Annotated in this window: 25 protein-coding genes and 1 other annotated feature (1 of these 26 only partly in view); of the genes, 2 read left to right on the top strand and 23 right to left on the bottom strand. The window is 43.3% G+C overall.

All coding sequences use genetic code 11. From position 1 onward, the window contains the following. Positions 1 to 9 (bottom strand) — a sequence feature (ribosomal protein L21 leader region); it reaches 74 nt to the left of the window's first position. A 228-nt stretch (positions 10 to 237) separates the two neighbouring features. The 23 genes from ABC357_RS03485 to ABC357_RS03375 form a co-directional block, all read right to left on the bottom strand. Then, complete coding sequence (locus ABC357_RS03485) at positions 238 to 1,644, bottom strand: ribonuclease E/G (RefSeq protein ID WP_412886166.1); 1,407 nt, start codon at positions 1,642 to 1,644, stop codon at positions 238 to 240. 208 nt (positions 1,645 to 1,852) lie between these two features. After that, positions 1,853 to 2,719, bottom strand: coding sequence for a M50 family metallopeptidase (locus ABC357_RS03480; RefSeq protein WP_412886165.1), 867 nt, complete (start codon positions 2,717 to 2,719; stop codon positions 1,853 to 1,855). Next, a complete protein-coding gene (locus tag ABC357_RS03475; RefSeq protein ID WP_412886164.1) occupies positions 2,712 to 3,464 on the bottom strand; it encodes a peptidoglycan DD-metalloendopeptidase family protein in 753 nt (250 codons plus the stop codon). The genes ABC357_RS03480 and ABC357_RS03475 overlap by 8 nt, the downstream gene beginning before the upstream one ends. 125 nt (positions 3,465 to 3,589) lie before the next feature. Next, on the bottom strand, positions 3,590 to 4,420 hold the full coding sequence (gene minD / locus ABC357_RS03470; RefSeq protein ID WP_412886163.1) for a septum site-determining protein MinD: 831 nt from the start codon (positions 4,418 to 4,420) through the stop codon (positions 3,590 to 3,592). A 2-nt stretch (positions 4,421 to 4,422) separates the two neighbouring features. After that, positions 4,423 to 5,115, bottom strand: a complete 693-nt coding sequence (locus ABC357_RS03465) for a septum site-determining protein MinC (protein ID WP_412886162.1) — start codon at positions 5,113 to 5,115, stop codon at positions 4,423 to 4,425. A gap of 63 nt (positions 5,116 to 5,178) precedes the next feature. Continuing rightward, positions 5,179 to 5,712 carry a rod shape-determining protein MreD gene (mreD, locus tag ABC357_RS03460; RefSeq protein WP_412886161.1) on the bottom strand — a complete coding sequence of 178 codons (534 nt, stop codon included), beginning with the start codon at positions 5,710 to 5,712 and terminating at the stop codon, positions 5,179 to 5,181. Beyond that, positions 5,709 to 6,590 (bottom strand): rod shape-determining protein MreC, encoded by an 882-nt coding sequence (gene mreC, locus ABC357_RS03455; protein ID WP_412886160.1) that lies wholly within the window; start codon positions 6,588 to 6,590, stop codon positions 5,709 to 5,711. Before mreC ends, mreD begins: the two co-directional genes overlap by 4 nt. A gap of 125 nt (positions 6,591 to 6,715) precedes the next feature. After that, a complete protein-coding gene (locus ABC357_RS03450) occupies positions 6,716 to 7,729 on the bottom strand; it encodes a rod shape-determining protein (RefSeq protein WP_412886159.1) in 1,014 nt (337 codons plus the stop codon). A 146-nt stretch (positions 7,730 to 7,875) separates the two neighbouring features. Beyond that, positions 7,876 to 8,550 carry a RadC family protein gene (gene radC / locus ABC357_RS03445; RefSeq protein WP_412888562.1) on the bottom strand — a complete coding sequence of 225 codons (675 nt, stop codon included), beginning with the start codon at positions 8,548 to 8,550 and terminating at the stop codon, positions 7,876 to 7,878. Between the two features lie 70 nt (positions 8,551 to 8,620). Continuing rightward, complete coding sequence (locus tag ABC357_RS03440) at positions 8,621 to 9,178, bottom strand: Maf family protein (RefSeq protein WP_412886158.1); 558 nt, start codon at positions 9,176 to 9,178, stop codon at positions 8,621 to 8,623. A gap of 193 nt (positions 9,179 to 9,371) precedes the next feature. Beyond that, the gene (locus tag ABC357_RS03435) at positions 9,372 to 10,394 is read right to left on the bottom strand and encodes a hypothetical protein (RefSeq protein WP_412886157.1); all 1,023 of its coding nucleotides are present in this window, start codon (positions 10,392 to 10,394) and stop codon (positions 9,372 to 9,374) included. 103 nt (positions 10,395 to 10,497) lie between these two features. Further along, positions 10,498 to 10,935 (bottom strand): prepilin-type N-terminal cleavage/methylation domain-containing protein, encoded by a 438-nt coding sequence (locus tag ABC357_RS03430; protein WP_412886156.1) that lies wholly within the window; start codon positions 10,933 to 10,935, stop codon positions 10,498 to 10,500. 35 nt (positions 10,936 to 10,970) lie between these two features. Further along, a complete protein-coding gene (locus ABC357_RS03425) occupies positions 10,971 to 11,660 on the bottom strand; it encodes a GspMb/PilO family protein (RefSeq protein ID WP_412886155.1) in 690 nt (229 codons plus the stop codon). Further along, complete coding sequence (locus ABC357_RS03420) at positions 11,657 to 12,400, bottom strand: PilN domain-containing protein (protein ID WP_412886154.1); 744 nt, start codon at positions 12,398 to 12,400, stop codon at positions 11,657 to 11,659. Before ABC357_RS03420 ends, ABC357_RS03425 begins: the two co-directional genes overlap by 4 nt. Next, positions 12,401 to 13,396 (bottom strand): type IV pilus biogenesis protein PilM, encoded by a 996-nt coding sequence (gene pilM / locus ABC357_RS03415; RefSeq protein WP_412886153.1) that lies wholly within the window; start codon positions 13,394 to 13,396, stop codon positions 12,401 to 12,403. A 28-nt stretch (positions 13,397 to 13,424) separates the two neighbouring features. After that, positions 13,425 to 14,177 carry a prepilin peptidase gene (locus ABC357_RS03410; protein WP_412886152.1) on the bottom strand — a complete coding sequence of 251 codons (753 nt, stop codon included), beginning with the start codon at positions 14,175 to 14,177 and terminating at the stop codon, positions 13,425 to 13,427. Next, entirely contained in the window at positions 14,177 to 14,752 is a 576-nt protein-coding gene (locus ABC357_RS03405; protein WP_412886151.1) for a prepilin-type N-terminal cleavage/methylation domain-containing protein, read from the bottom strand. Before ABC357_RS03405 ends, ABC357_RS03410 begins: the two co-directional genes overlap by 1 nt. A 104-nt stretch (positions 14,753 to 14,856) precedes the next feature. Beyond that, on the bottom strand, positions 14,857 to 16,068 hold the full coding sequence (locus ABC357_RS03400) for a type II secretion system F family protein (RefSeq protein WP_412886150.1): 1,212 nt from the start codon (positions 16,066 to 16,068) through the stop codon (positions 14,857 to 14,859). Then, positions 16,069 to 17,109, bottom strand: a complete 1,041-nt coding sequence (locus ABC357_RS03395) for a type IV pilus twitching motility protein PilT (protein WP_412886149.1) — start codon at positions 17,107 to 17,109, stop codon at positions 16,069 to 16,071. It abuts the gene before it with no gap. Positions 17,110 to 17,118: 9 nt separating this feature from the next. Continuing rightward, the gene (locus ABC357_RS03390) at positions 17,119 to 18,777 is read right to left on the bottom strand and encodes a GspE/PulE family protein (protein WP_412886148.1); all 1,659 of its coding nucleotides are present in this window, start codon (positions 18,775 to 18,777) and stop codon (positions 17,119 to 17,121) included. A gap of 59 nt (positions 18,778 to 18,836) precedes the next feature. Continuing rightward, complete coding sequence (locus ABC357_RS03385; protein WP_412886147.1) at positions 18,837 to 20,147, bottom strand: VanW family protein; 1,311 nt, start codon at positions 20,145 to 20,147, stop codon at positions 18,837 to 18,839. A gap of 57 nt (positions 20,148 to 20,204) precedes the next feature. Beyond that, positions 20,205 to 20,957 (bottom strand): PRC-barrel domain-containing protein, encoded by a 753-nt coding sequence (locus ABC357_RS03380; protein WP_412886146.1) that lies wholly within the window; start codon positions 20,955 to 20,957, stop codon positions 20,205 to 20,207. 32 nt (positions 20,958 to 20,989) lie between these two features. Beyond that, positions 20,990 to 22,456, bottom strand: a complete 1,467-nt coding sequence (locus ABC357_RS03375) for a hypothetical protein (RefSeq protein WP_412886145.1) — start codon at positions 22,454 to 22,456, stop codon at positions 20,990 to 20,992. 98 nt (positions 22,457 to 22,554) lie between these two features. Between ABC357_RS03375 and ABC357_RS03370 the strand changes: the two genes are divergently transcribed. Together ABC357_RS03370 and ABC357_RS03365 are read left to right on the top strand one after the other, a co-directional pair. Continuing rightward, entirely contained in the window at positions 22,555 to 23,055 is a 501-nt protein-coding gene (locus tag ABC357_RS03370; protein WP_412886144.1) for a prepilin-type N-terminal cleavage/methylation domain-containing protein, read from the top strand. Continuing rightward, positions 23,048 to 23,680 carry a PilW family protein gene (locus ABC357_RS03365; protein ID WP_412886143.1) on the top strand — a complete coding sequence of 211 codons (633 nt, stop codon included), beginning with the start codon at positions 23,048 to 23,050 and terminating at the stop codon, positions 23,678 to 23,680. Before ABC357_RS03370 ends, ABC357_RS03365 begins: the two co-directional genes overlap by 8 nt.

The raw sequence follows: 23,680 nt of genomic DNA, 5'->3' as shown, positions 1-23,680 counted from the left end.
TAGCACGGTGCGCTACAAACATAACAAATGAATGTTATCATATTTTGAAGGAAAATGTCAACGTCTTTATGTTAGTTATTCATTTATTTCTTCTAAATTGGATTGGCTGCTTCGCTAGCTTTACCCATTTATAGGCACTGTCTGTCGGCAACCGCCAGTTCCCGCTTCGGCAATAGGCATGGGATCTCTCTGCTATTTCCGCCATGCTCATAAAGCATCAACTCTAGAAAATGCCAGTTAAGACAACCGCTTGATCTGGAAATAAGGGATTTTTGAATCTACGGGCGTAAAGATCAATTCACTTCCCGTTTCTTGCTGAAGCCTCTCTTTAAAAATGGCATTTTCCCCCGAAAACCATTGGTTGACATCTGCTGAAAGGTCCACTTCAATCATTCCGTACCCTTTATAACGGTGCCCATATAATTCTCTTTCAAGACGGAAAGCCGCCGATTGGCTGCTTTCTACCCTGCCGGTGCCTCCGCATACCGGGCATTCCTCCGTTGTCAGTTCCCTCAATGAAGGCGAAGTCACTTTACGGGTAAGCTGGAGAATGCCCAGATCCGTGAACCCCATTATGTGTATACGCGTACGGTCCTGCTTGGCAATACGCTCAACTTCCCTGATGATTTCTTGCTGATTCCCGCCATTTATCAGATCTATTAAGATCATCCCGGTTATATTGCGGAGCTTCACTTGGCGAAGTGATTCCCGTACAGCCAGGAGGTTCGTACTTTGGATAGTCTGCGCTTTATCTCGTTTACCTGTGAACTTGCCTGTATTCACATCGATGGTCGTCATGGCCTCGCCTTCCTCAATCACGATAAATCGGCCATTCTCCAACCAAACGATTTTCTTATACAAACGTTCAATTTGGTTTTCGATATTCTGTGCAGCGAATAGGTTTTCAGCTTTGCGGTGGAATATAATTTCCCAGCTGTCGGGAGCCAGCGACTTTAATTGCTGAAACATCTCGAACTCATCGACCACGCACTCTCCATCTCCCGCTTTCATTTCTGCAAGGAGCAGATCCAGCATGTGATTCTTTTCGAAAATAAGCTCCGGTGGCTTAGCCAGTGATGCTTTCTTCAATAATCGCTGGTATCTTTCCCTGCAGTCAGCCAATTGTTCAACAAAATAGGCTTCATCCTTCTCTTCCATTTCTGTACGAATGAGCATGCCTTCGTCTTTTTGGCGATACTTATCCGCCAACCGTTTCCAGGCTGTACGCTTTTCAGGAGCCATTTTTTTGCTGGCGGCTGCATACCCCTCACCTGCAATATAGACGAGTGCAGGTGTGGAGATTTCAATATGCCCCGTTACTCTTGCCCCTTTATGTTCATTTTCATCACGGACGATTTGAATAAGTATTTTTTCCCCTTCTGTCACAAGTTTATTGATTGGCAGCCCTTCTTTAGCTCCAGGCTTAGCAATATCATCTTTATGGAGAAATCCATTTTTATAAGGACCGTAATGGACAAATGCAGCATCCATTCCCGGCACGATTTTTTCAACGCGTCCAGCATAAATATTGCCTACAAGGCTGCTCTGTACGCCATTCCATACATCAAACGATAGCAGCTCATTCCCTGACATGACCGCTATACGCTTTTCTCTGCCTATGCTATCAATTAAAATTGTTTTCATTTCATACCTTCTTTCAGGATAGACTATCCTTTCAGGCTTTCATTTGGCCTCTTAATGAAACCGGCAAAAAAAAGAACCATTGAATATGATCGTAATGGCAGATTTGCCATCCATCACTATACAATGGAACTGAATACCCAATTGATTGTATCCATCGTACTTATGAGTAGGCGTTTGCAGCTGCCTAACCCATGCAAGGATACCATACTTAATAACAATATAACAGGTCGCCCACCTTGTCCTTTGTGCGCTTTTCCGAAAAATAAGCATGAAGGATTTCATTTTCATCTAAAGAGCCTGTTTCCTCCCCTCCATCTGTGACCACTACCGGATGCTTGCAGCCCCTTTGAAAATATTGAAGAATCGCATATAATGGTTCATTTTTATCGACCATAATCGGCTTTAATTTGACCAACTCATCCCGTTTCCCATAATGACGTTCCAAAAGGAAACGCATAAATACAAAATGGCGTTGCTTCCACTCCATCCAGATTGATACTAAAAGGAACAAGCATATAATAATGATATTTAATGAAAACTGGTGAAACCATATGATAGCCGGGAGCAGTAGGCCGATACACATAAGTGAAATCTTCAGGACCCATTGGTGGCTTTTCAAAAATGTAGTATGTTGCGACATAAACAGGAACAGAAGTTTTCCGCCATCCAACGGCCAAATAGGCATTAAATTAAACAGGCAAATGGAAGCATTCACAAAGCTGAAGTCGATAAACGTATTTTCTGAAATAACCCCTGACCATAAAAGGGCATAGGCCAAACCGAGCATCCAGAGATGCTGCAATGGGCCGGCAATAATGACATGCATATCCTCTTTGACAGATCTATTTCCATATTCTTCTGTTTCCATCATGCCTCCAAATGGCAATATGGTTATTGATTTGATCCTCCATTTATAATGGGCTGCCATTAATGCATGTCCCATTTCATGAAAAAAGACAACGAGCAACAACATGGTCAACGGCTGGAATTGAGCAGTCAGGACAGCAATCCCCATCACCAGCCAAGTCACAGGATGGATTTGAATCTTCCCCAATACGTGCATGTATCTACTCAAATGGTATCACCTGGCTCGGATCAACAAATACTTCATTTTTTTTCAAAGCGAAAAACATAGTTCCTTTTCCTTCTTCTTTTCCGTCAGAGACAATTCCAATTTTTTGTCCTTTTTTAACCTCATCATATTCCTTTACATTCAAGCTTTTTAAGTTTCCATACCAGGATTCGCTCTGATCGGCATGCTGGATAACAATAGTGTTGCCGGTCTTTTCTTTCTTGCCTGCAAAAAGGACTAAACCTTTATCGATCGCTCCAACCGCGACATTTTTATCGCTTTCAAGAATAATGCCATCTCCATTCTGTTTAAAATCCTCTGATATACTGGCAGAAATCGGGATAGCATAGGAAGAATTGACAAGTTCCGTTTCACCTTTCCCTAGTTTCTGGTCGGAAGGCAAAAAAGCAATAGGCTTGCCGAAAGTGTCTTCATACCATTCCTTTACGAATGCAAATTGCATCTCTTTTTCAAATGTTGAAGCCACTACTTCCCTTGCCGTATCCAGTTTTTCTACGGGGTATTTGTACATAAGCGCCACACCGGCGAACAAAAGTGCAGATCCAAGCACTTTCAATAAAAATAGATCTTTACGGAATAAGGGAAAACGGCTTTCATCAGACCGCTCATAGGAGGAAGAATAGGTTGAGGAATAGGATTTCGGAGTAAAATCATCCGGGTTATCCCTCTCTTTTTTCATTTCCTTTATACGTTTATGAATTTCTCTCCTTCTTTCATCAGTCATCATACAAAACATGCTCCTTTTTCAAACAGATTGGTACTAACACTATATGAACCCCTTGTCCAATCTATACCGATTAAATCTGATTGAAAAAAAGAGCGTCCAGCATGATGCTGAACGCTCTTTTTGAATTATCGACCGCTAAATATTTTTTTCAGCCTGCTGAACATGCCAGGCTGCGATTGTTCCATTTTCTCCAAAGGAACAGATTCTCCAAGAATCCTCCGGGCAATGTTGCGGTAAGCAATAGAAGCCGGATTTTTAGGATCCAAAGCAATCGGTTTACCTTGATTTGATGCTTTAATCACATTATCGTCATCCACAACGATGCCAATTAATTCCAGGTCAAGAAATCTTGTGATCCCCTCAATATCAAGCCGTTCACCGTTGTCACGGCTTTCGACGTTTTCCTTGTCCTTCATCATATGAGGGCGAATTCTATTGATGACCAGCATCGGTTTCTTGGCAGGCAAATGCTGCTGCAAAAGTCCCACAACCCGATCTGCATCACGGACAGCAGCTGTTTCGGGCGTAGTGACCACAATGGAATGATCTGCACCCGCAACGGCATTTTTAAAGCCTTGCTCGATGCCTGCCGGGCAATCAATAATGATATAATCGAAATCTTGCTTTAATGTATGAATCAATTCGGTCATTTCTTCCGGAGTTATAACTGTTTTATCAGTGATTTGGGCTGCCGGCAGAAGAAAGAGCAAATCATCGAAACGTTTGTCCTTGACAAGCGCCTGATGCATTTTGCACCGTCCCTTGATCAAATCGACCAAGTCATAAATGATGCGTTGGTCCAGACCCATTATGACATCCAGATTTCGCAATCCTATATCCGTATCAACCAAGCACACTTTTTTCCCTTGTATAGCAAGGGCAATACCTAGATTCGCAGAGGTCGTCGTCTTTCCGACGCCGCCTTTGCCTGATGTAATGACTATAGCTTCACCCACGATTAGAGTCCCCCTTCTAATCTAGTTAAATTAGGTCTCAAATCCCTCAATGTGCGAACTTGTTCAAACTTCATCTCTTGATGGTCGTCCAAATAGGCGCAGTGAAGATTCAAAGATTTTTCTGGCACGGCTGTAACCGTAGCGATATGTACGTCGGCAATGCTAATTTGAGCAGTCACAATGCGGCCAGCCGCCACAACGGCCTGCTTGTCCCCTTTGCTTCCCGCATGGGCTCTACCCTTGATAGTCCCTACGACAAAAATATTACCTGTCGCTCGGATTACACCGCCGGAGTTAACGTCTCCTATGAGAAGAAGATCGCCGGTCACTTCTATAACCTGCCCCGACCGGATTATGCCGACTAAAGATTTAATTTCACTTTCATTTAAGAGATTGCTTGCTTCTTGAAGAGAAATGACATTTGAATTAATTTTCTCAACTTTAAGCTTATGGTTGTTCTCGATGACGGATATCAGATGCTGTTGCTCTTCTTCAGAAAATTGCCGGTTACCTGTATGCACATTGACTCTTAATTTTTCATCGCCTTTTTGCATCCGGTATGAACTGGACAGTTTTTCTTTTAATTCAACAATAATATCCTCAAAAGAACTAGAATTATCAAGATGGAGGGTCAGTCCATCTTTCGTGCCTTTAATCATAACATTCTGCATGTTTCTATTATTTATCACGAACATCCACCTCAACAATTCTATATTCTACATTAATGAAGCATAATCCTTTAAAACACCCTTATAGCGCTATTTATTGAAGATTGAATCCCCATTTTCTTCGGTTGCATACTTAAGGAAAAGCCGTCTGAGCGGGTAAGCAAAAATGGCCAGTACCACCAGATTAAGCAGCAATGTCGGAAGGAGTCGAATCGTCAGAAAGTCCTGGACTGAAATATCGGTGAAGCCCAAAATCAAATTAAAGCCGTACACAATGAATTCCAGTATAACAATAGCAACCAAAGACATGATTGAAACGATTATGATGTTATTTTGCAATATTTTCATTACCTTGGAAATAAGATAAGTAACGATCGGAAACATAAATAGGTAAATCCCTAAGATTTCCGTATAAGTTATATCATAAATCAGCCCCATTACCATTCCATACCACAGTGCAGGCCAATATTTGCCGTAAACAGCATAAAACACTAGGAAAATCAGGATGAAGCGAGGAACAAAAATCCAATCGCCATGAACTATTTCTCCAGAAAAGATACTTGAGAACAGGCTTTCCGATATAAACAGGAGAACGGCAACTAATGGGATTGCAAGCTTTCTCACAGTCCGTCCTCCTCCGTATCCGAATTATCCTTGCCGAATTTTTTGTCAAGTGCAGGATGGACAACCATCACATTCTCGATTTCACCTAAATCAGCAAAAGGCTTCACATACGCTGTTTGGGTCAAGCCGTATTGGTCCACCTTCACACTTTCGACTGTACCGATTGGCAAATCTTCAGGGAATACAGCCAATCCGGACGTCGTGACGACAGATCCTTTTTTCACCTTAATATCTGTATCTATTTTTTTCAACAATAATTGTTTCTTCTTATTGTCATATCCTTCAATAAACCCGTATGCATTCTTCTTACCCACTTGGATCTTAGCTGAGATTCGGTTCTTTGGATCCATGGACGTCACAAGCTGGACTGTAGAATGGAAAGGGGTTGTCGTCTTCACTTTCCCTATCAATCCTTTAGCCGTAATGACAGCCATATTTTTCTTAACGCCATCCTGGGTCCCCTTGTTGATTTGGATAATTTCCTGCCAACGGTCAGGGTTTCTTCCAATAACGATTGCTCGAATCGGAGTGTACTTCCTTAAATCATCTTCAATTTTCAAATTGTCCCGCAATTCTTCGTTCTCATTTTTAAGCTCCTGGACCTGCCCTTTCAGTTGGACATATTCATCCAGGCGCGCCTTCAACTTTTCATTCTCATCATATGTTTTTTGCAGATTGCGTAAATCCTCAAATGAATTGGCAATAAATTGTGTTGGTGCATGAAACAATTGCTGGAAAAAACCGGTTGTATCTTTTACGAATTGCTCTGGCCAACTAACATTTTTCTTATCCTTTAAAGAAAAGCCAATCAATGCCACGAGAATGATGATACTTACAAGAAGCACGATAAGTTTTTTGTTCAGAAAAAACTGTGGCATGACTACACCTCAATACACTTTTAAAATAGTTAGGAAATTTTTTGCCGAAAGGTCAGACAAGAATAATAAATCTCTTCACATTCTCCAGTATACAGGAGAATGTGAAGAGATTTAAGTCTTATTTATTATAATTTTGCACGACTTCTGAATTCATGGATATGGTCAAGTGCTTTTCCGGTTCCGATTGCTACGCAATCAAGCGGATTTTCTGCAATGATAACAGGCATTTTCGTTTCATCTGAAATAACTTTATCCAGATTGCGAAGCAATGCGCCGCCTCCAGTAAGGACAATGCCTCGGTCCATGATATCAGCAGCCAATTCAGGCGGTGTCTTTTCCAACGTATTTTTCACTGAATCAACAATAGCATACACTGTATCATGAAGGGCTTCGCAAATTTCTTCTGCAGTGATTTCAATTGTTTTCGGCAATCCAGTCAATAGGTCGCGACCACGGATTTCCATATTGTCAATACCTTCAAAATCGCCTGCTGAACCGATTTCTACTTTTACAGCTTCTGCAGTGCGCTCACCGATCATCAAGTTATATGTTTTGCGGATATAGTTGACGATCGCCTCGTCCATTTCATCTCCTGCCACACGTACTGATTGGCTTGTTACAATACCGCCCAATGAAATGATGGCCACTTCCGTTGTACCGCCCCCAATATCGACAACCATGCTTCCTGTAGGTTCCCAAACAGGAAGGTCAGCACCGATTGCAGCCGCAAACGGCTCTTCAATCGTATAAGCGTCACGAGCTCCCGCTTGTCTGGTCGCATCGATTACAGCACGTTTCTCAACAGCAGTAATGCCAGATGGAACACATACCATAACGTATGGATTTCTGGCGAAAACGCCTTTCTTTTGCGCTTGGTTCATATAATATTTCATCATTGTTGCAGTTGTTTCATAATCCGCAATTACTCCGTCCTTCATCGGGCGCATAGCCACGACATTTCCAGGTGTACGGCCGATCATATTGCGGGCATCATTACCAACTGCCACAATTTGTTTTGAGTCCGTTTGAAATGCTACAACAGAAGGCTCTCTTACAACGATGCCTTTTCCTTTAACGTATACTAGTGTATTAGCTGTACCTAAATCTATTCCAAGATCTTTTGTTCCAATTCCAAACATGAGTGTATCTCCCTTTCTAAACTTCGCTCAAGTTAAAGTGATTTACAATCATTAGTATAAACCACTGTATGTTTTTCATTATTTTCGACACTATACTAAAAAATCATAAATAATATTATATTACATCGTCAAATATTATGATAGTGTCATAAATATCCTTTTTCTTTTAAACTGACATATTTTTTTTCGCCGATAATTAAATGGTCCAAAATATCTATGCCGATCAGCTTTCCGCATTCTATTAATCTCTTAGTGACATCTATATCCTCCTTGCTCGGGGTAGGATCTCCCGATGGATGGTTATGGACACAGATTATAGATGCCGCCGAGCGCCTGAATGCTTCTTTGAATACTTCTCTTGGATGTACTATGGAAGCATTCAGGCTGCCGATAAAAACAGTTTGCCTGTGCAACACCTGGTTTTTTGTATTAAGAAACAAGCAGACAAAGTGTTCCTGCGACAGGAAACGTAAATCATTCATGCAATAATTCGCACAATCCTCAGGAGATCGAATGACATATCGGTCTTTATAACAAAGATTCGAGATCCTTTTGCCTATTTCGACTGCCGCCAATAATTGGATGGCTTTTGCCTCACCCATCCCTTTTATACTCGTCAATTCCTCGATCGACGCATCCTGAAGCAGCCGTAAGCCGTCAAAAGTACTTATTAATCGTTCCGACAATTGAAGTACCGACTCATTCCTTGTGCCTGTCCTGATCATTAAAGCAATCAGTTCTTGATTGGAAAGGCTGCCAGGCCCTTCTCTCAGGAAACGTTCACGGGGCCTTTCACTATGCGGGAAATCCCGTATCATCATAGTATCGCTCAAAAATATCTTCCTTCCTATATACAATGGTATACGGTGGAAGGCTTTTAGCCGAATACTTTCAGCGAAATGTTGATAATTCTCGAGCCAGGCGGGAAACGGGCAGGCCGACTACACTATAATAGTCTCCTTGTATGCCCTTGACAAACAATGCGGCCTTCCCTTGGATCCCATATGACCCCGCCTTGTCAAAAGGCTCGCCGCTGTCGATGTAAGCCTCAATATCACGGCTGTCCAGTTTCCAAAACGTGACCATTGTTTTTTCATAAAAGCAAGTATAGGTTTCATTGGTCATGATGCACACGCCCGTATAGACAGCATGCGTTTGGCCTGAAAGCATGGATAGCGTGCGGAAAGCATCCTTATGATCTTTAGGTTTGCCGAGGATTTGCCCGTTATGCACAACTATTGTATCACAGCCGATCACAATTGACTGCTGGTATACGCTGCTGGCTGCCAAAGCTTTTTTGTACGCAAGCTGTTTAACAGCTTCTTCGGGGGGTGTACCGGGCTGGATCGTTTCATCAATATCTGAGGAAAATGTTCGGAAGGGAAGATCCAGTAAAGCCAGAAGTTCTTTTCTGCGGGGGGATGAAGAAGCTAATAATAATGATTTCATGTAAGTCACCTGAACCTTTGCATTATATAAAAGAGAGATACAGCTTAATCGTACCAAAGTTTTACAGAGTTCACAATAAGGCTTTCGACAAATTTTTCTCTACTCATGCAGACGTATGGGCAGCATAAAAAGTTTCTCCTTACACAAAAAAATCCCATTCAGGCCATAGGGATGCCGTAGGGATTTTTCACTTTCATTTGATAAAAGACTGATATGCCAGCAAAAAATCGAGCAGCTCTCCCTGCACCTTCAATGCCTTTTTCACTGAATCACCCGAATCGTTTACTTCAGCAGCCTTGAGAAGGGCCGCACCCATATCAGACGGCTTCTGCCTTTTAGCTTCAATCTCTTTTAATTTCGCTGAAGCCTCCTTCACTGCCGCCTCATTTACTGCCTTTTCCCCCAACATCATGGAAGTAGAGGAAGAATTCAGCTCCCTGTATAAAGCCCTTGATGCTTCCAATAATTTCGCATCAGCCTGATTGATTTTTTTATCGGACGGAGCCTCAAGCGTAAAGGACTTCCAATAGGAATCCATGCCTTTCTTCCGGTATTCGCCAGCAACCATTTTGGCTCGGTCCAAATTTTCGCTAGCAAATAGCAAAACGTAATACTTGTCCTCATTATGAAATACAATGGAAGGAATCTCTTTAGACTTGAATAATTGCTGTGACTTTTCAGCTCTTTCTTTATCGCTGAACACATCCCCCTGGACGACGGAAATATCCAATGGGGAGATGGTAATGGTCTTCGCCCCTGCTGATTGCGTTACAGCTCCTTCTGGCAGAGGAGCTACGATTGGCTTGGCGGCGTTACCGTTGGTGGAGATTGTCTGCAGCGCAATATATGTAAATCCCGCCCCAATCATGACGGCAATGGCAACGACAATAAAGAAATGCTGGATATTCCTTCCTTTTCGTTGGATTTTCTTTTTCTGCAATGAATGGGAAAAAATAGACTCGCCACTATTGCCGTCCTCCCTTTCCTCCACCTGCTGGGGAAGTTTCCATTCGAACATCTCTTCCGTATTCCCGGATTCACTTAGGGAAGCTAAAGGTACTTCCTGACTCTCCCCGCTTCCAATCTCCTCCACTTCAGGAGGGCGGATAATGGCTTTCGCCTTTCTTTCAGAGGTTTTCTCCTGTTTTTTCTTTTTTTGCTGGTGCTCCTGATCAAATGTGACCGTTATTGTATTTCTTCGGCCTAGCTTGTCCATCGGCAGCCTCCCCCTCTCGACATTTGCTTCATCGTATCATAGGCGAAAAAAAAAGAACAAGACTTTTGTCGTCTCATTCCCATTAGCGTTCGTCAAAATTCGCTTATTTATCAATGACATCTTCTTTGTCCATTCCATGTATGGCCACTGGCGTTTCCCCATTCTTCCCGCACAGTTTCCGTTTATCGCCCTGCAAGCATACATGGGATACCGTTTCCCCTTCTGTCGTCAGATAACTCGCATTTGTGATCTCCCACATTTTTCTTGAATCAGGATCTTTTATCCCTTCGATATAGCCATGGGAAAGCAACATTTCATATGTGATTTCTACAGGGATTTCTTCTTCATGGACAAGCAGGTCCTTCACATAAAAGGTGGCTGCATCTTTCAAAGCAATTGCATTTGCCACATACGCCTGTTTGCGCATTCCATCGATCGTTTTAAGGAAGGTTGGAACAGCAATTCCCGCTAATATGGCAAGAACGGCTACAACAGCCACTACTTCAATCAGAGTAAGCCCTTTTTCATCCATTGCCTTCATCTCGCCAACAACCCCTTTTAAGAATACCCCCCACTTTATCTGTCACTGCCTTCATGGTTATTGAAAGGATTAGCTTTACCGGCAGGGGTTTGGTCAGCCATTTCAGGCACATCCTTTTGTAAATCCTGAAGCCCGGGGGCATAATAAGCCGACAGATTGACAGTGAAATCAAGCGGTGAAGCGGACTGTTCAACAGACGTTGTTTCTTCTTCCCCCGTAAAAGTCAGTTGATCAATCGTCAATAACCGCTGCATGCCTTCAATAGTATCCAGGAAGTCATTTAACTTTTCATAGGTAGGAGATTGGACATTCAAAGAGATAGATACCTTTTCCAGCCCTTCAGCGCTAGTTGCTGCGGAAGGAGGATTATCGCCTGCTTCACCTTCACCAGAGCCCTCCTCAGCAAACGACAGATTCTGCACGAAGCTTCCTGAGATTGTTTCCGCCTTTTCAATATTCAATATAAGTTGCTGCGTAAGCGGCTTAACCGGCAATTTTTTCTGCAGCTCCGTACTCTTTTCGAAGGATACTTCTTTAACAGGAGCTGCTTTTAATTGTATGGAGGTTAATAGTCTTTCCTGGTTGGACAGTTCATCTTGTTTCATCCCAATCATTGATTGCAGCGGGTATACCTTCCAGAAGAATATACCGGCAATCAGCCCGGCTGCCGCCAAAGAAAAGCCAACGACAATCAGCATGTGTTTTTTAGAAAGAGAATTGTTCATTGGGCATCATTCCCCTCTTTATCCTTCGGTGCATTTTCTTTCGCTTGCTCCTGTTTCTGCATGAATTCCTTATTAAGCGCAAGCTCAAATTGAGCCGTATATCGCGGAAGATAAGGCTCATTCCCAAGGAGCTGCGATTTTTTCTTCTTTTCTTCGGAATCACTGTGCTTGCCAGTTAAGGAAGATTCTGCTTTATCAGACTCATCCTTCTCTCCTTCTGGCTTCTCATTCGATTTCGTTTCAAGAGCGCTATCCTTTATCGCAGCGGAAGTAGAAAGAGAAGAAAGTTTGGCATCGGCTATCCACTTCGAGTGCAGCAGCTCATTCAAATACTGTGCGGATTGGCTGGATGAATCGAACTGAACAGTCAGCTGAACGCTTCCATCTGCAGTATAAGAAAAGGCCATAAAAAAGCCACGCTCAGGCAATAATGCAACAAGTTCCCGAATAAGCGGCACTGTTTTGACTGGATACTTTTCAGACCAATCAATCAGAGCCTGCAGTTCGGACAACGAATCCTTTTTTTGCTCCTCCCCTTGCTTTTTCTGCTCCAATACCGCAAGCTGCTGAACAGATTGGATTTGGTGCTCAAGATGTTCAACCTTTTGCTGATTGTTATTCAACGTCCAATACAGATAAACACAGCCGGCGGCAAAAAAAAGGCCTACAACAGCAATCAGAATAGCGAATAATATATTCTTAGGTTCCTTCTTAGGCAGAAGGTTGATTTCTACCAACATCTACTGCACCCCTCTCAAACCAAGGCCGAGGACAGAATAATAGGAAGAAACTTGCTCTCCATCCGCCAGAATGGACAGTGCGTGATCATCGATTATTTGCAGCTTCACCGGAAACCGTTCAGCCAAATCACGGCCAATACGCTGCATAAATGGGTGGTCGCCGCAAAGGACAATAGAAGTCACCTCGTTTAAGGAATTATTCATATTGTATTTATAAAACGCAACAACCCGTTCAATTTCTTTGTATGTATCTTCAAACTGCTGGAAATAGGCTTCCTCTCCTCCCTGCAGCACCCAACGGTACTTCCCTTCACCGGCCAATTCCCGCTCCCACTGGTCTTGTTCAGATGAAATGGGGACATAACGCATATAAAGAGGCTTATGGTCAAAGAAAATGGATATCATGACACCGTATAAATCGAACTGAAGGAGCAGGAAATGTTCATCCTCTTTCACTTTATCCAAATAGTGTAACAGGCGGTAGGAAGCTAAAGGAGAGACATCCGCAACAGCAGGGGAGAGTTTACATGAAGCCAGCAGTTGTTGTTGCTGCTTGATAATCTCCTCTGATGCCGCAAAAAGAAGAATCTCTTTTTGACCCTCATTCTCCCCAAGGATATACGTGTCAAAAACAGGTTCTTCAAAGGGCAAATGGATGGAAGTCCCCAATTGCAGATACAAATACCCCTCTAACTCATCTTCATTCACTTCACTATCGATCGTTATCTTTTTCATTACGACGAATTGGTCGGGCACAATAAACCGCACCGTTCTCCGATGGATGCGCCAATCACCGATGCACTCTTCAAGAATGGCTTTTAACGTTTCATGCTCAATGATCCGTCCGCCCTTCACAATCCCTGGCGGCAGCAGAAACTCTCCGGTTGCATGGAGTGCGGGCATTTTCCCCGGCCTCAATTCAGCATAACGGATGCTATGGTCATTGATTTCAAGATTGATGGTTTTATTGCTTCGATTAAAGAGGGATATTGCCATAATGTGTCTCCTAACATATGTATTGCTTTTATAACAGGACGCCGAAATACCAATGGACGATGGCTTCCCCGAAATAATAGGAAGTCAACGCGCCGAGCGCGATAAACGGGCCGAATGGGACAGGCTGCTTTTTTTTCACTACGCCGGCCAGCATGAGGATGAGCCCAATCACCGCTCCATATAGGACAGAAAAAAATAGCGCTAAAAGAGTCAGCTTTACACCAAGCGCAAATCCAAGCACCGCAAACAGCTTTATATCGCCGCCTCCCATGCCGCCGTTACTGGCCAATGCAATCAGCAGCAGAATGCCGAATCCGGCCACAGCGCCCAAAATGGAATCAAGCGGATGCAGAGTATCCAGAAAAAACATCAATAGCAGAAAGATAGCTGCAAAAACAAGCAGGATCTTATCTGGAATAAGCATATAAGCCAAGTCGGATACAGTCACAATGACAAGAAGCGAAATAAGCGCATAAGCAAAAAGAAGTTCACTACTCCATCCAATCAACAAAGGGGAAATAGCAAACAACACACCCGCAAATAGCTCCATCAACGGATAAAGCGGGGAAATCGGCGCTTTGCAGCTCCGGCATTTCCCCTTCTGCATAATATAGGATACAACCGGAATCAATTCACCTGCATTCAGGACATGCTTACACTTCGGACAAGCCGACCTCGGCTTCACAATCGATAGCTTCATAGGAACCCGCAAACCTACTACATTATAGAAGGAGCCGAGGGTTAGGCCGAGGATGAAGAGATATAGAAGCCCAAAAAACATTAACTTGGATCTTTCTTTTCATTAACATCTTTTCTAGTCAAATCATGCGCTTTTTCTTCTGTTGCAGGTTTGTTCCCACTTCCTGTTGTGGCAGGATCAATTAAAACTATTGGTGCACCACCTTCAGTTTGAACCCCACGAACCTTTTTACCACCTTTATTCACTAACTTCACAGCTGTAATTTGTCCACCGTCAACTTCTACATAAGATCCACTTTCTGGTTGTTTAACTGGTACCTCTTCATCTTTTGTATAAGTTCCTTCATCATATGTTCCTTTATCAGGATCTTTTATTTTTTCTAAATACTTCTCATCAATTAACCTTTTTAAAGAGTAATAATGTTTTCCAGTTGTTAATTCTTGATCAGCAGTAACAGCCATTCGAGCAGCACTAATCATCTGCTCCGCGTTCGCCACGTGTGCATCTTTTTTCGTATTATCCATCAGCCCTCCGATGCTCGGAATGGCAATCGCTGCGATGATGGCAAGAATAACGACGACCGCCAATAGCTCAATCAGCGTCAATCCCCGTTCATTATTCAGAATATCCCTTAGTTTTTCTTTTAACCTTTTCATTTCTTTCCCTTCCTTCTAGTTCGTTTTACTTACTTCTTTTTACTCATTAATTATACAATATAATGGAAAAATTAACATATATTTCTCGAGAAGAATAGTATAATTTATTGCTTGTTCACTTGGTTGAATATATCGAACATCGGCACCATGATGGAGATAACGATTGTGCCGACAAGCGCAGCCAAAATAACGATCATGAGCGGTTCGATCAGCGATTTCAATTGGTCGGTGACAACCTCCACTTCCCGCTCGTAGAAATCGGCGACTTTATTGAGCATCGTATCCAGCGCCCCTGTCTGCTCGCCGATTGCAATCATTTGTGTGACTAACGGAGGAAACGCCCAGTGCGCCTTCATCGGAATCGTAATCGACTGCCCTTTCTCCAAGGCATCGCGCGATTCTCTCACAACATTGCCGATGACTTTATTGCCGACCACTTCCTCGACAATGGCCATTGATTGCAAAATCGGGACAGAAGAAGAAAACAAGGAGCTTAACGTCCTCGTCATCCGCGCCAGTACAGCTTTTTGCATCATCTTGCCGAAGACCGGCATTCTCAAAATGAACAGGTCCCAGTAATATTTGGTCGAGCTGTTCTTGCTGATAAACGAAATAAGGGCGATAAACGCAATAAGGGCGATGACAATGACATACCAAGCCGCTTGCATAAAGTGGCTTGCCTTCAAAACGAATACCGTTATGGCTGGCAAATCACCGCCAAAATCGGCATACATATCGACAAAAGTAGGGACGATGGCCACCAGCAGGAAAATCAAAACGGCAATCGCCATGATGCCGACTACAACCGGATAGGCTAGTGCGGAACGGATTTTTTGCTGGGTCGCATGCTGCTTTTCATAGTGGGCTGCGAGCCTGTCCAGCGACTCATCCATGTTCCCTCCCGCTTCCCCAGCGCGAATCATATTGATGAACATCGGTGCAAAGATTTTTTTATGTTTGGCGCTGGCTGCCGAATACGGGTTGCCTTCGCGTAAATCCTGTTCAATGTCGAGAAGGGCGGAGCGCAAATGCTTATTATCGGTCTGGTCGGCAAGAATGCGTGTCGTATCGACCATTGTCACTCCTGCTTTCAGGAGTGTGGAAAACTGGCGCAGAAAAATGACAAATTGGTGCAATTTGACCGGATTTCCAATCATAATGTTTTTTGACAGGACCGATTGCTGCACTTCTTCGATTGAAATGACCTTGATGCCTGTTTGGCTCAGCTTTACGACTGCTTCACGCTTGGATGAGGCTATGAGGCTTCCTTGCGTCTTACCTTTTCGATCGCGGCCTGCATATTGGAATTTAGCCATTTAGTCCACCTTTTCCCCGATGAACGGATCGGCTGTTTCCTTCGTAATGGCCCCTTTTCGGACGAGTTCTTTAATACTGCTATCCAATGTATGCATTCCTTGGGCTCTTGATGTCTGCATAATATTAACAATTTGATGGATTTTTTCATTGCGTATCAAATTCGATACCGCCGCATTGTTAATCAGAATTTCTGTGGCAGCTGTCCTTCCTTTTTTATCAGCGGTCGGAAACAGGCGCTGCGACATGATCGCCACCAGAACAGATGCCAGCTGAATGCGGATTTGCGGCTGCTGGGCAGGCGGGAATACATCAATGATTCTATCGATCGTGGATGGTGCACTCGATGTATGGAGCGTCCCTAACACTAAATGCCCTGTTTCAGCAGCCGTGATGGCTGTATGGATGGTTTCCAGGTCGCGCATCTCCCCGACAAGGATCACATCTGGATCCTGCCGAAGCGAAGCGCGCAGGCCATTGGCAAAATTATTGGTATCGAAACCTACTTCCCGCTGGTCAATGATGCATGTGTTATGTTTGTGCAAATATTCGATTGGATCTTCCAGAGTGATAATATGCTTGCGCATGACGGTATTCATATATTGAATGACAGCGGCAAGCGTTGTACTTTTTCCGCTTCCGGTCGGTCCGGTCACAAGCATAAGCCCCTGCGGTTTTTCGGCTACCCTTTTCAGAATAAGCGGCAGATCAAGCTCTTCAAGCGTCGGGATTCTTGTCGGGACAATCCGGACGGCCATTGCGATGCTTGACCGTTGCATATATGTATTGACCCTGAATCGCGATATGCCCTTCACCGCATAGGAAAAATCAAGCTCGCCCCTTTCCCTGAACACATCCCACATTCCTTCCGGTATCATGGCACGCGCCATTCGTTCTGTGTCTTCAGGGAGCAAAAAATCCTTTCCATACTTCTTCAATTCTCCGTTCAGCCGCATGATTGGAGGCACGCCGACTGTCAAATGGACATCCGACGCCTTCAATTCATAGGCGGCCCTTAGTATTAAATCTACAGAATGCTTCATAATACCCCTCTATTCCAAAATCGCAGCCCGCAAAATTTCTTCTGTCGTTGTCAAGCCTTGCTTCACCTTCAGCAACCCATCATCAATCAGAAAAACGGTTTTATTCTTTTCGGCAAGCTCCCTCAGCTTCGTAAAGGCTTCTCCGTTAATGATGGTTCGTTTCATTTCATCATTTATGACCAATATTTCATGTATCGCGATTCTGCCTTTATATCCGGTCATATTGCATGATGCACAGCCTCGTCCCCTTGTGATCCGGTCGATCTTCATGCCTCGTTTGGCGAATATTTCAACCTCGCGCTTCATTGGTTCATGGATTTCAGCGCAATCGCGGCATACTTTTCGGACCAGCCTCTGGGCGACCACCCCGCTTAATGCAGATGCTACCAAAAAAGGCTCCACTCCCATATCCATCAGCCGTGTAATCGTGGATAGCGAATCATTCGTATGGATCGTGCTGAGCACAAGGTGGCCGGTCAACGATGCCCGTATGGCTACTTCAACTGTTTCGCGGTCACGGATTTCCCCAACCATAATAATATTCGGATCCTGCCGAAGAATGGATCGCAATCCGGTCGCAAAGGTCATCCCGACTCCACTGTTCACTTGGATTTGATTGATGCCCTCCAGCTGATATTCAACCGGATCTTCAACTGTGATAATATTGACTTCCTCGCTATTCAGCCGGTTGAGTGCCGCATATAATGTGGAGGATTTTCCGGAGCCGGTCGGGCCTGTTATCAGAACAATACCTGTCGGCTTTTCGATCATCTCATTAAAGCGCTGCAGGTTCAGCTTATTGAAACCTAAGCGGTCAAGGTCATTCAATGCAGCGGACATATCGAGGATCCGCAGAACTATTATTTCTCCATAAATAGTCGGCAGCGTAGAGACACGGATATCGACCGGGCGAAATTCGAGCATCATCTTAATGCGTCCATCCTGAGGAATACGGTGTTCAGTAATATCAAGCTTGGCCATGATTTTCAGCCTTGCAATCAATACATTTTGCATATGCCGAGGAAGGATGCGTTCAGTCCGTAAAACGCCATCAATTCTGTAACGGATCAAAAGCTTTGTTTCATGCGAATCGATATGGATATCACTAGCTTTTTGTGTAATGGCGTTTGTGATGATTGAATTGACGAGCCGTACGATAGGCGAATCCTGTTCAGCCGCCTGTTCTTCCTTGTTTTCCACAATGGTAGGGGCACTGGACAAAATCTCATCTATGCCTTCGTCATCATAATATTTCGTAACTGTACGGAGAATATCATCTTTGGTCGCGATTGCCGTCTCTATTTCAAATCCGGTGGACAGGCGCAAATCATCAATGGCATAAAAATCCATCGGATCCGCCATGGCGACGTACAGCTTATCACCGTCTTTTTTTAACGGAACGATCAAATTCCGCTGTGCAATCTGCTTCGGCACTACATTGAATAATGACGTATCAAAAGGATAGCGATATAAACTGACATGGGGGACGCCCAATTGAAATTCAAGCACCTCAATCAACTGCTGTTCTGTAATAAATCCTTTTTGCACTAATGCATCGCCCAGCTTTTGCTTGGGCGATTTCCCTTCAAGGGCAGCCTGCAGCTGCTGTTCCGTAATGATTTGCGCTTCGACAAGCAGATCCCCTAGCCGCTTTCTTATTTGTGGCATTGTATCACCCACATCTTTTTAAAATTCGTTGGCCATTCTTCTTTTTCCGTTTTATTACTCTAATCATTTTCAGAGCTTTCCTTGTTTTGCTCACTATCTGCATCCTCGTTCCCTTCCGGTTGCTTTTCCTCTTTCACCCCTCCATTGTCAGGGTGCTCGCCGTCCTCGCTTTTTTCAGCTTTTTTCTCTTCTTTTCCGGTATTCTCCTCCGAAATGCCATCCGTTTCATTGCTTATGTCTTTTTCAATGACCGGTACAGTCAGCCCGTGGATTTCAATTCGATGGACAGGTGCATAGAAATCATCGGCAATCATTTCTCTTTTCAGCTGCGAGCCTGACTCATCATATATGATTCTATACATCTTGATTCTTTGCCCCTTCTGCCCCGCTGTTTTCAATTGAACCATCCCTGGTGGAAAGGAAGTATCAAATTGGACAATCGTTTTTGGCTCGAAGGATTGGCTGCCTTTTTGTTCCACTTTATAACGATAAAGAAAAGGGCTTCCTTTTAATACTGCATCAAAGGCACCATTTCTATAGGTGAATGCTATCGTATATTCCGAAGCGTTCGTATTGGCAAATACCAAATCTACTTTTGCATCTGCGGTTACCTTTGCTTCATAGCCTAATTTGGCGTAAGAAGGCAGGGATGCTCCAATATTTCTTTCCAGAATTGTGAAATTGGTAGGCAAAATAGCTTCATAGATAGCCGAAGCAACCTGGCTCAAAGTCTGATCAGTAAAAGCGTTTGTACCGCTTTTCATAAGAAATTGGCCAAATGAAAAAGTACTGTTTCCTTTCAATTCAATAGTTGGGACAGCCTTTACGAAACTGGTTAGCTCCTTGTTGATGCCTGTTGCGGTGGCTGTGCCTTTAGAAAGGATAGTTCCACCACTATTCTTGTCGATTAAAAAACGCTCTAGCTGATAGGAATGGCTCCCTTTTTCAAGATGCCCGGCACTGGAAGCTAATTGATTCTGTAAATCTTCAAGTTTAAATGCATCTGGTTCAATGGATAGCGAAACATTCTTCAATTGGTCCTTTAAGGATTCTTTATTTACATGTGCCTGTAAATCATTGCTGTTGCCCCCAGTTATCCGGATAAGCGTTTCCGGTATATTGAACTGAAAGATTCCATTATCGACTACGTACGAACGTTCCTTATAACGAAAGGTGAACACGGTGTTTTTCTTCCAGTCAGAAACGGCTGTCTGCAGTAGTGATTCAGCCTGCTGTTTCGTCTTTCCCTGCAAGTCAAAGCCTGCAACATCAGTGTTCTCTATAAAAATATCATCTTCTTCAACGAAATTCTGATAGGCTTTTACGCCAAAGAACGTAAAGGAAAAAATGAATGCCGTCGATGCAAACATTAGTAGAAATATTCTTACAACATGTGCGGTCCTCAACTACAACGCCCCTTTTACTGGTTACGCTTCAACATGCATCGACAAGTCCACTATGATACTCGGATCACCGTTTTGCGCTTTCTTAATATCTTCTGACTTTAAAACGGTCCCTTCTTCAAAAAGAAGTTCCCCGTCCTCATCGATGATATCTTTCTTAACCCGCTTTCCTTCTAAAAGAGTAATTTGTTTCACTCTTAACGCCTCTTCCGCATCCATTGGCTGTGCCGAAACTGTGATCGTTGCTTCTTCCATTTGCTCTTCTGCCATAAGACCGTTCAACAGGCTCTTTGAATCGGGAAAATAATGGCTGTCCGCATCGTCGCTTACAATGATGATGTCACGGCCGTATGTCAATACAGCTTCTGAAGAAAGGACCACTTCACGATCAGCCAGTTTCATGCATGCCCCCATGATGTTTCCATTCTCTTCATCTACAAAAAACTCCGTTATCTCACCTAATAGTTGCCCTTTGCGCGTAATGGCTTTTGTATTGATAATTTTGATTTTTTTATTGACTAGCTGATTGGCTATCGGAATTTCATTTAAATCAATGACTGCTCCTTCATTATTGACCGTCACGGCATACTCGCCTATACCGATGATTTTCTTAAACGGGATGGCTCTGATGCTCACTTGCCAATCTTCATGATCGACCGTTAAAAAATCAACCGTCCCTTTTTCTGGATTGATGACCAATGACTTCACTTTCCCAACCTCAGTGCCATCCTGAATGCTGATAATAGGCAACTCTGTTATTTCTGCACTTTTCTTCATTCTCTCCACACCCTTAATCCACTTTTCGTTTTTTAGTTGCTACTGTCTATTAATTGTTGTTTAGTATATTGCAATTGTTCCATGAGCAAAGGATATGCTGATAATTCAACCTTCATCTCGGCAAGGGCTTCTTCCAGTTTATCCAGTTGCTTTGAACGGATATATAAGCCCATTAACTCCTTGCTGAACAGATAATACGCACTTTTGTATGTGTATTTGTCCATATATGCTTTAATCAGCTTTTCCGCTTCCAAGCTGCTTTTGTTGGCGACTGTCCATTCAATTTGCTCGAGGAAGGTCTTCAGCATTCTCTTTTGCCAAGCCGTTTCCTCGAGGGACCGGCTATGTAATTCCTCCGCCATTACCAGAGGCACATCGGCTTCCAAGTCCATCATGCTATCCAGATGGAAAGAGTCCAGCTCACCAGAGGGCACTGAAACGTCTTCTTCCTGTTCCCCCGTCAAGGATTCTTCAAAGGATAAGCCTACCTCCCCATCATGGAGAACAGGTAAATCGATTGAGATTTCTTCTATTTCCGAAGCGCTCTCTACTATTGGCCCGCGCAGTTCCTTCCACTCAGAAACCCCATTCTCTGTATCTATCAGAGTATGGCTTTCTATCTCACTGGGTCCATCCATTTCAGCCAATAGTTCTTCCAGGGGAGAAATAAACATTTCAACTTCGCTTTCATCTATCGATTCTTCTCTTTTCTCCTGTCCCCCTGGATGCGGCTCAGCTTGGCCCGCGCTATGCTCCTGCAAGTTTCCCTCCAAAAGAGCAACCTCATCCTCTGGATCACTCAAAATGGGCAAATATTCTTCTTTTGCTTCAGGTAGACCATAAGTGGATTCATCTATCTCCTCCAGTTTCTCTGGATGCGGCTCAGCTTGGCTGGCGCTATGCTCCTGCAAATTTCCCTCCAAAAGAGTACCTTTATCCTCTGGCCCACTGAAAACCGGCAAGTATTCTTCCTCTATTTCAGGAAGAATATAATCAGCTTCAGCTTTCTCTTCGTGGGTTTCAATAGGCTCGGCTGTTCCTTCCTCTTCAGCATCAAGCAAAGCAGAACCCTTCTCTTCCGCTAGTTCGATATCAGCTTCAGCCGACCATTCCAATTGATCCAGGGGAGGTGTGATATCCGCCAACTGACTTTCTTCTTTTTTTGTTCCGACAAACAATTTACGGGATTCTTTCTTAGGGTTTTCATACAAAAAATCTGTGCCCTGTTCAATCCCATTAGAATCAGAGACAAATAGCATTGGCCCCAAACGATTGGCCAAGATGTATGAAAGCAAAAGCAGCAGCATAATAAGAAGCCCCGAAATTTCCCATAAAGGGACGATATCTATAGAAAAGGATGCCAGCGAGGCCATGAGAACGGAAGATCCGCCTAGTATCCATTTTCCTTTCCAAGTAAGTTTGCTTGGCATGAAAAGTAAAAATAGGACTAAAAGAATGGATGCGATCGCTGTAAACATAATTTTTTCGATTGTCTTCACCCCGTATCTAAAAAAATTGCAAAAAATGAGACTTTCGTCATAATTTCCGCTACGGATATTGTATAATAAATTAACAAGATTGGAAAGAAGTGACTTTAATGAAATTATCTGCATTAATTAGAAATGATAAGGCATTCACTTTGCTTGAGGTCCTTCTTGCCGTGGCATTGCTCGGAATTGCGACTATAACGATCATGGGCTTTTTTTCACAGTCCTTTTTATTCGCCAAACAAAATGAAAATCGGACCGTTGCCGTTAATGTCGCTAGAAATGTATTGAATTATGTAGAGAGCCAGGATTTTGAAGACATGAATAAACTGCTTGCCGCACAAGGCACCTTGGGCAAGCAAGGAGAAAAAACAATTGAAATCACAGCGGATAATTGCCGAATTCTTCATCTAGGCGGAGATTATTGCCAAAAGAGAATCAACTCAAAGATTAATGACGTCATTTATAAAGGCACTATAACCATTGCAAACCGCCAATATACAAATGACAGCTCAAATTCTTCCCTTTATAAATATCTTTTGGATGCAAAAGTGGAAATAGAATGGAATAAACAAGAGATGACAGTCGAGGGAGTCATTAAAAATGAATAAAATACTGCATTCACAAAGAGGAATGACATTGATTGAACTGATGCTGTCCATTGTACTTTCCTCCATTGTCCTTGCGATTGTCTATTCTTTATTCGCTACTGGTTTCGGGCTATACCAAAAAGTGAAAGTCGAAGCGGAACTGCGGGACGATGCCGATTATATAGCTACAATGGTCATGAATGAATTCTATCAAAATTCACCTCGGACAATCGAGAACTGGCAATCGGCAGATGGAGATAAGCTCGGGATCGAACTTGTCAGAGCTGGCGAAAAACACATTGAAGAGTATATAGTGGAAGACCAACCCCAAAAAGATATGCTGATAGACGTTTATTTTACAAAAGAACAACCGAATCGGAACACACTGCATATCAGAAGGAAGGGCAGCAGCATTGACCGCACTGTAGAAATTGAAGCCCCGCACTCTTCCATACTGGGGGAAGACCCAAAGGATAGCCTCTCGAAATCCAGTATAACCATCGGCAGCTCTGGAAAATGCAAGGAAGGTAAATGCTCATCCGGCACTATCGAAATGACATTGATCCTTCAATCGACTAAAAAAGGGATTGCAGGCTCATTCATTAAAAGAGAACCCATTACTTATAAGAGCTCATTTGGATTTTAA

Origin of the sequence: Bacillus kalamii (genome assembly GCF_047238185.1) — a bacterium.
In the GTDB taxonomy this organism is placed as follows: Bacteria; Bacillota; Bacilli; order Bacillales; family DSM-1321; genus Bacillus_AD.
Note: the sequence above shows the minus strand (reverse complement) of the source record. Positions and strands in the feature narration are given on the sequence as shown.

What these genes read in the sequence shown, in the direction of transcription:
- ABC357_RS03485 (WP_412886166.1), bottom strand. Translation starts at nt 1,644, where the DNA reads ATGAAAACAATTTTAATTGATAGCATAGGCAGAGAAAAGCGTATAGCG.
- ABC357_RS03475 (WP_412886164.1), bottom strand. Translation starts at nt 3,464, where the DNA reads ATGATGACTGATGAAAGAAGGAGAGAAATTCATAAACGTATAAAGGAA.
- ABC357_RS03465 (WP_412886162.1), bottom strand. Translation starts at nt 5,115, where the DNA reads ATGTTCGTGATAAATAATAGAAACATGCAGAATGTTATGATTAAAGGC.
- mreC (WP_412886160.1), bottom strand. Translation starts at nt 6,590, where the DNA reads ATGCCACAGTTTTTTCTGAACAAAAAACTTATCGTGCTTCTTGTAAGT.
- ABC357_RS03450 (WP_412886159.1), bottom strand. Translation starts at nt 7,729, where the DNA reads ATGTTTGGAATTGGAACAAAAGATCTTGGAATAGATTTAGGTACAGCT.
- radC (WP_412888562.1), bottom strand. Translation starts at nt 8,550, where the DNA reads ATGATGATACGGGATTTCCCGCATAGTGAAAGGCCCCGTGAACGTTTC.
- ABC357_RS03440 (WP_412886158.1), bottom strand. Translation starts at nt 9,178, where the DNA reads ATGAAATCATTATTATTAGCTTCTTCATCCCCCCGCAGAAAAGAACTT.
- ABC357_RS03435 (WP_412886157.1), bottom strand. Translation starts at nt 10,394, where the DNA reads ATGGACAAGCTAGGCCGAAGAAATACAATAACGGTCACATTTGATCAG.
- ABC357_RS03430 (WP_412886156.1), bottom strand. Translation starts at nt 10,935, where the DNA reads ATGAAGGCAATGGATGAAAAAGGGCTTACTCTGATTGAAGTAGTGGCT.
- ABC357_RS03425 (WP_412886155.1), bottom strand. Translation starts at nt 11,660, where the DNA reads ATGAACAATTCTCTTTCTAAAAAACACATGCTGATTGTCGTTGGCTTT.
- ABC357_RS03420 (WP_412886154.1), bottom strand. Translation starts at nt 12,400, where the DNA reads ATGTTGGTAGAAATCAACCTTCTGCCTAAGAAGGAACCTAAGAATATA.
- pilM (WP_412886153.1), bottom strand. Translation starts at nt 13,396, where the DNA reads ATGGCAATATCCCTCTTTAATCGAAGCAATAAAACCATCAATCTTGAA.
- ABC357_RS03410 (WP_412886152.1), bottom strand. Translation starts at nt 14,177, where the DNA reads ATGTTTTTTGGGCTTCTATATCTCTTCATCCTCGGCCTAACCCTCGGC.
- ABC357_RS03405 (WP_412886151.1), bottom strand. Translation starts at nt 14,752, where the DNA reads ATGAAAAGGTTAAAAGAAAAACTAAGGGATATTCTGAATAATGAACGG.
- ABC357_RS03400 (WP_412886150.1), bottom strand. Translation starts at nt 16,068, where the DNA reads ATGGCTAAATTCCAATATGCAGGCCGCGATCGAAAAGGTAAGACGCAA.
- ABC357_RS03395 (WP_412886149.1), bottom strand. Translation starts at nt 17,109, where the DNA reads ATGAAGCATTCTGTAGATTTAATACTAAGGGCCGCCTATGAATTGAAG.
- ABC357_RS03390 (WP_412886148.1), bottom strand. Translation starts at nt 18,777, where the DNA reads ATGCCACAAATAAGAAAGCGGCTAGGGGATCTGCTTGTCGAAGCGCAA.
- ABC357_RS03385 (WP_412886147.1), bottom strand. Translation starts at nt 20,147, where the DNA reads ATGTTTGCATCGACGGCATTCATTTTTTCCTTTACGTTCTTTGGCGTA.
- ABC357_RS03380 (WP_412886146.1), bottom strand. Translation starts at nt 20,957, where the DNA reads ATGAAGAAAAGTGCAGAAATAACAGAGTTGCCTATTATCAGCATTCAG.
- ABC357_RS03370 (WP_412886144.1), top strand. Translation starts at nt 22,555, where the DNA reads ATGAAATTATCTGCATTAATTAGAAATGATAAGGCATTCACTTTGCTT.
- ABC357_RS03365 (WP_412886143.1), top strand. Translation starts at nt 23,048, where the DNA reads ATGAATAAAATACTGCATTCACAAAGAGGAATGACATTGATTGAACTG.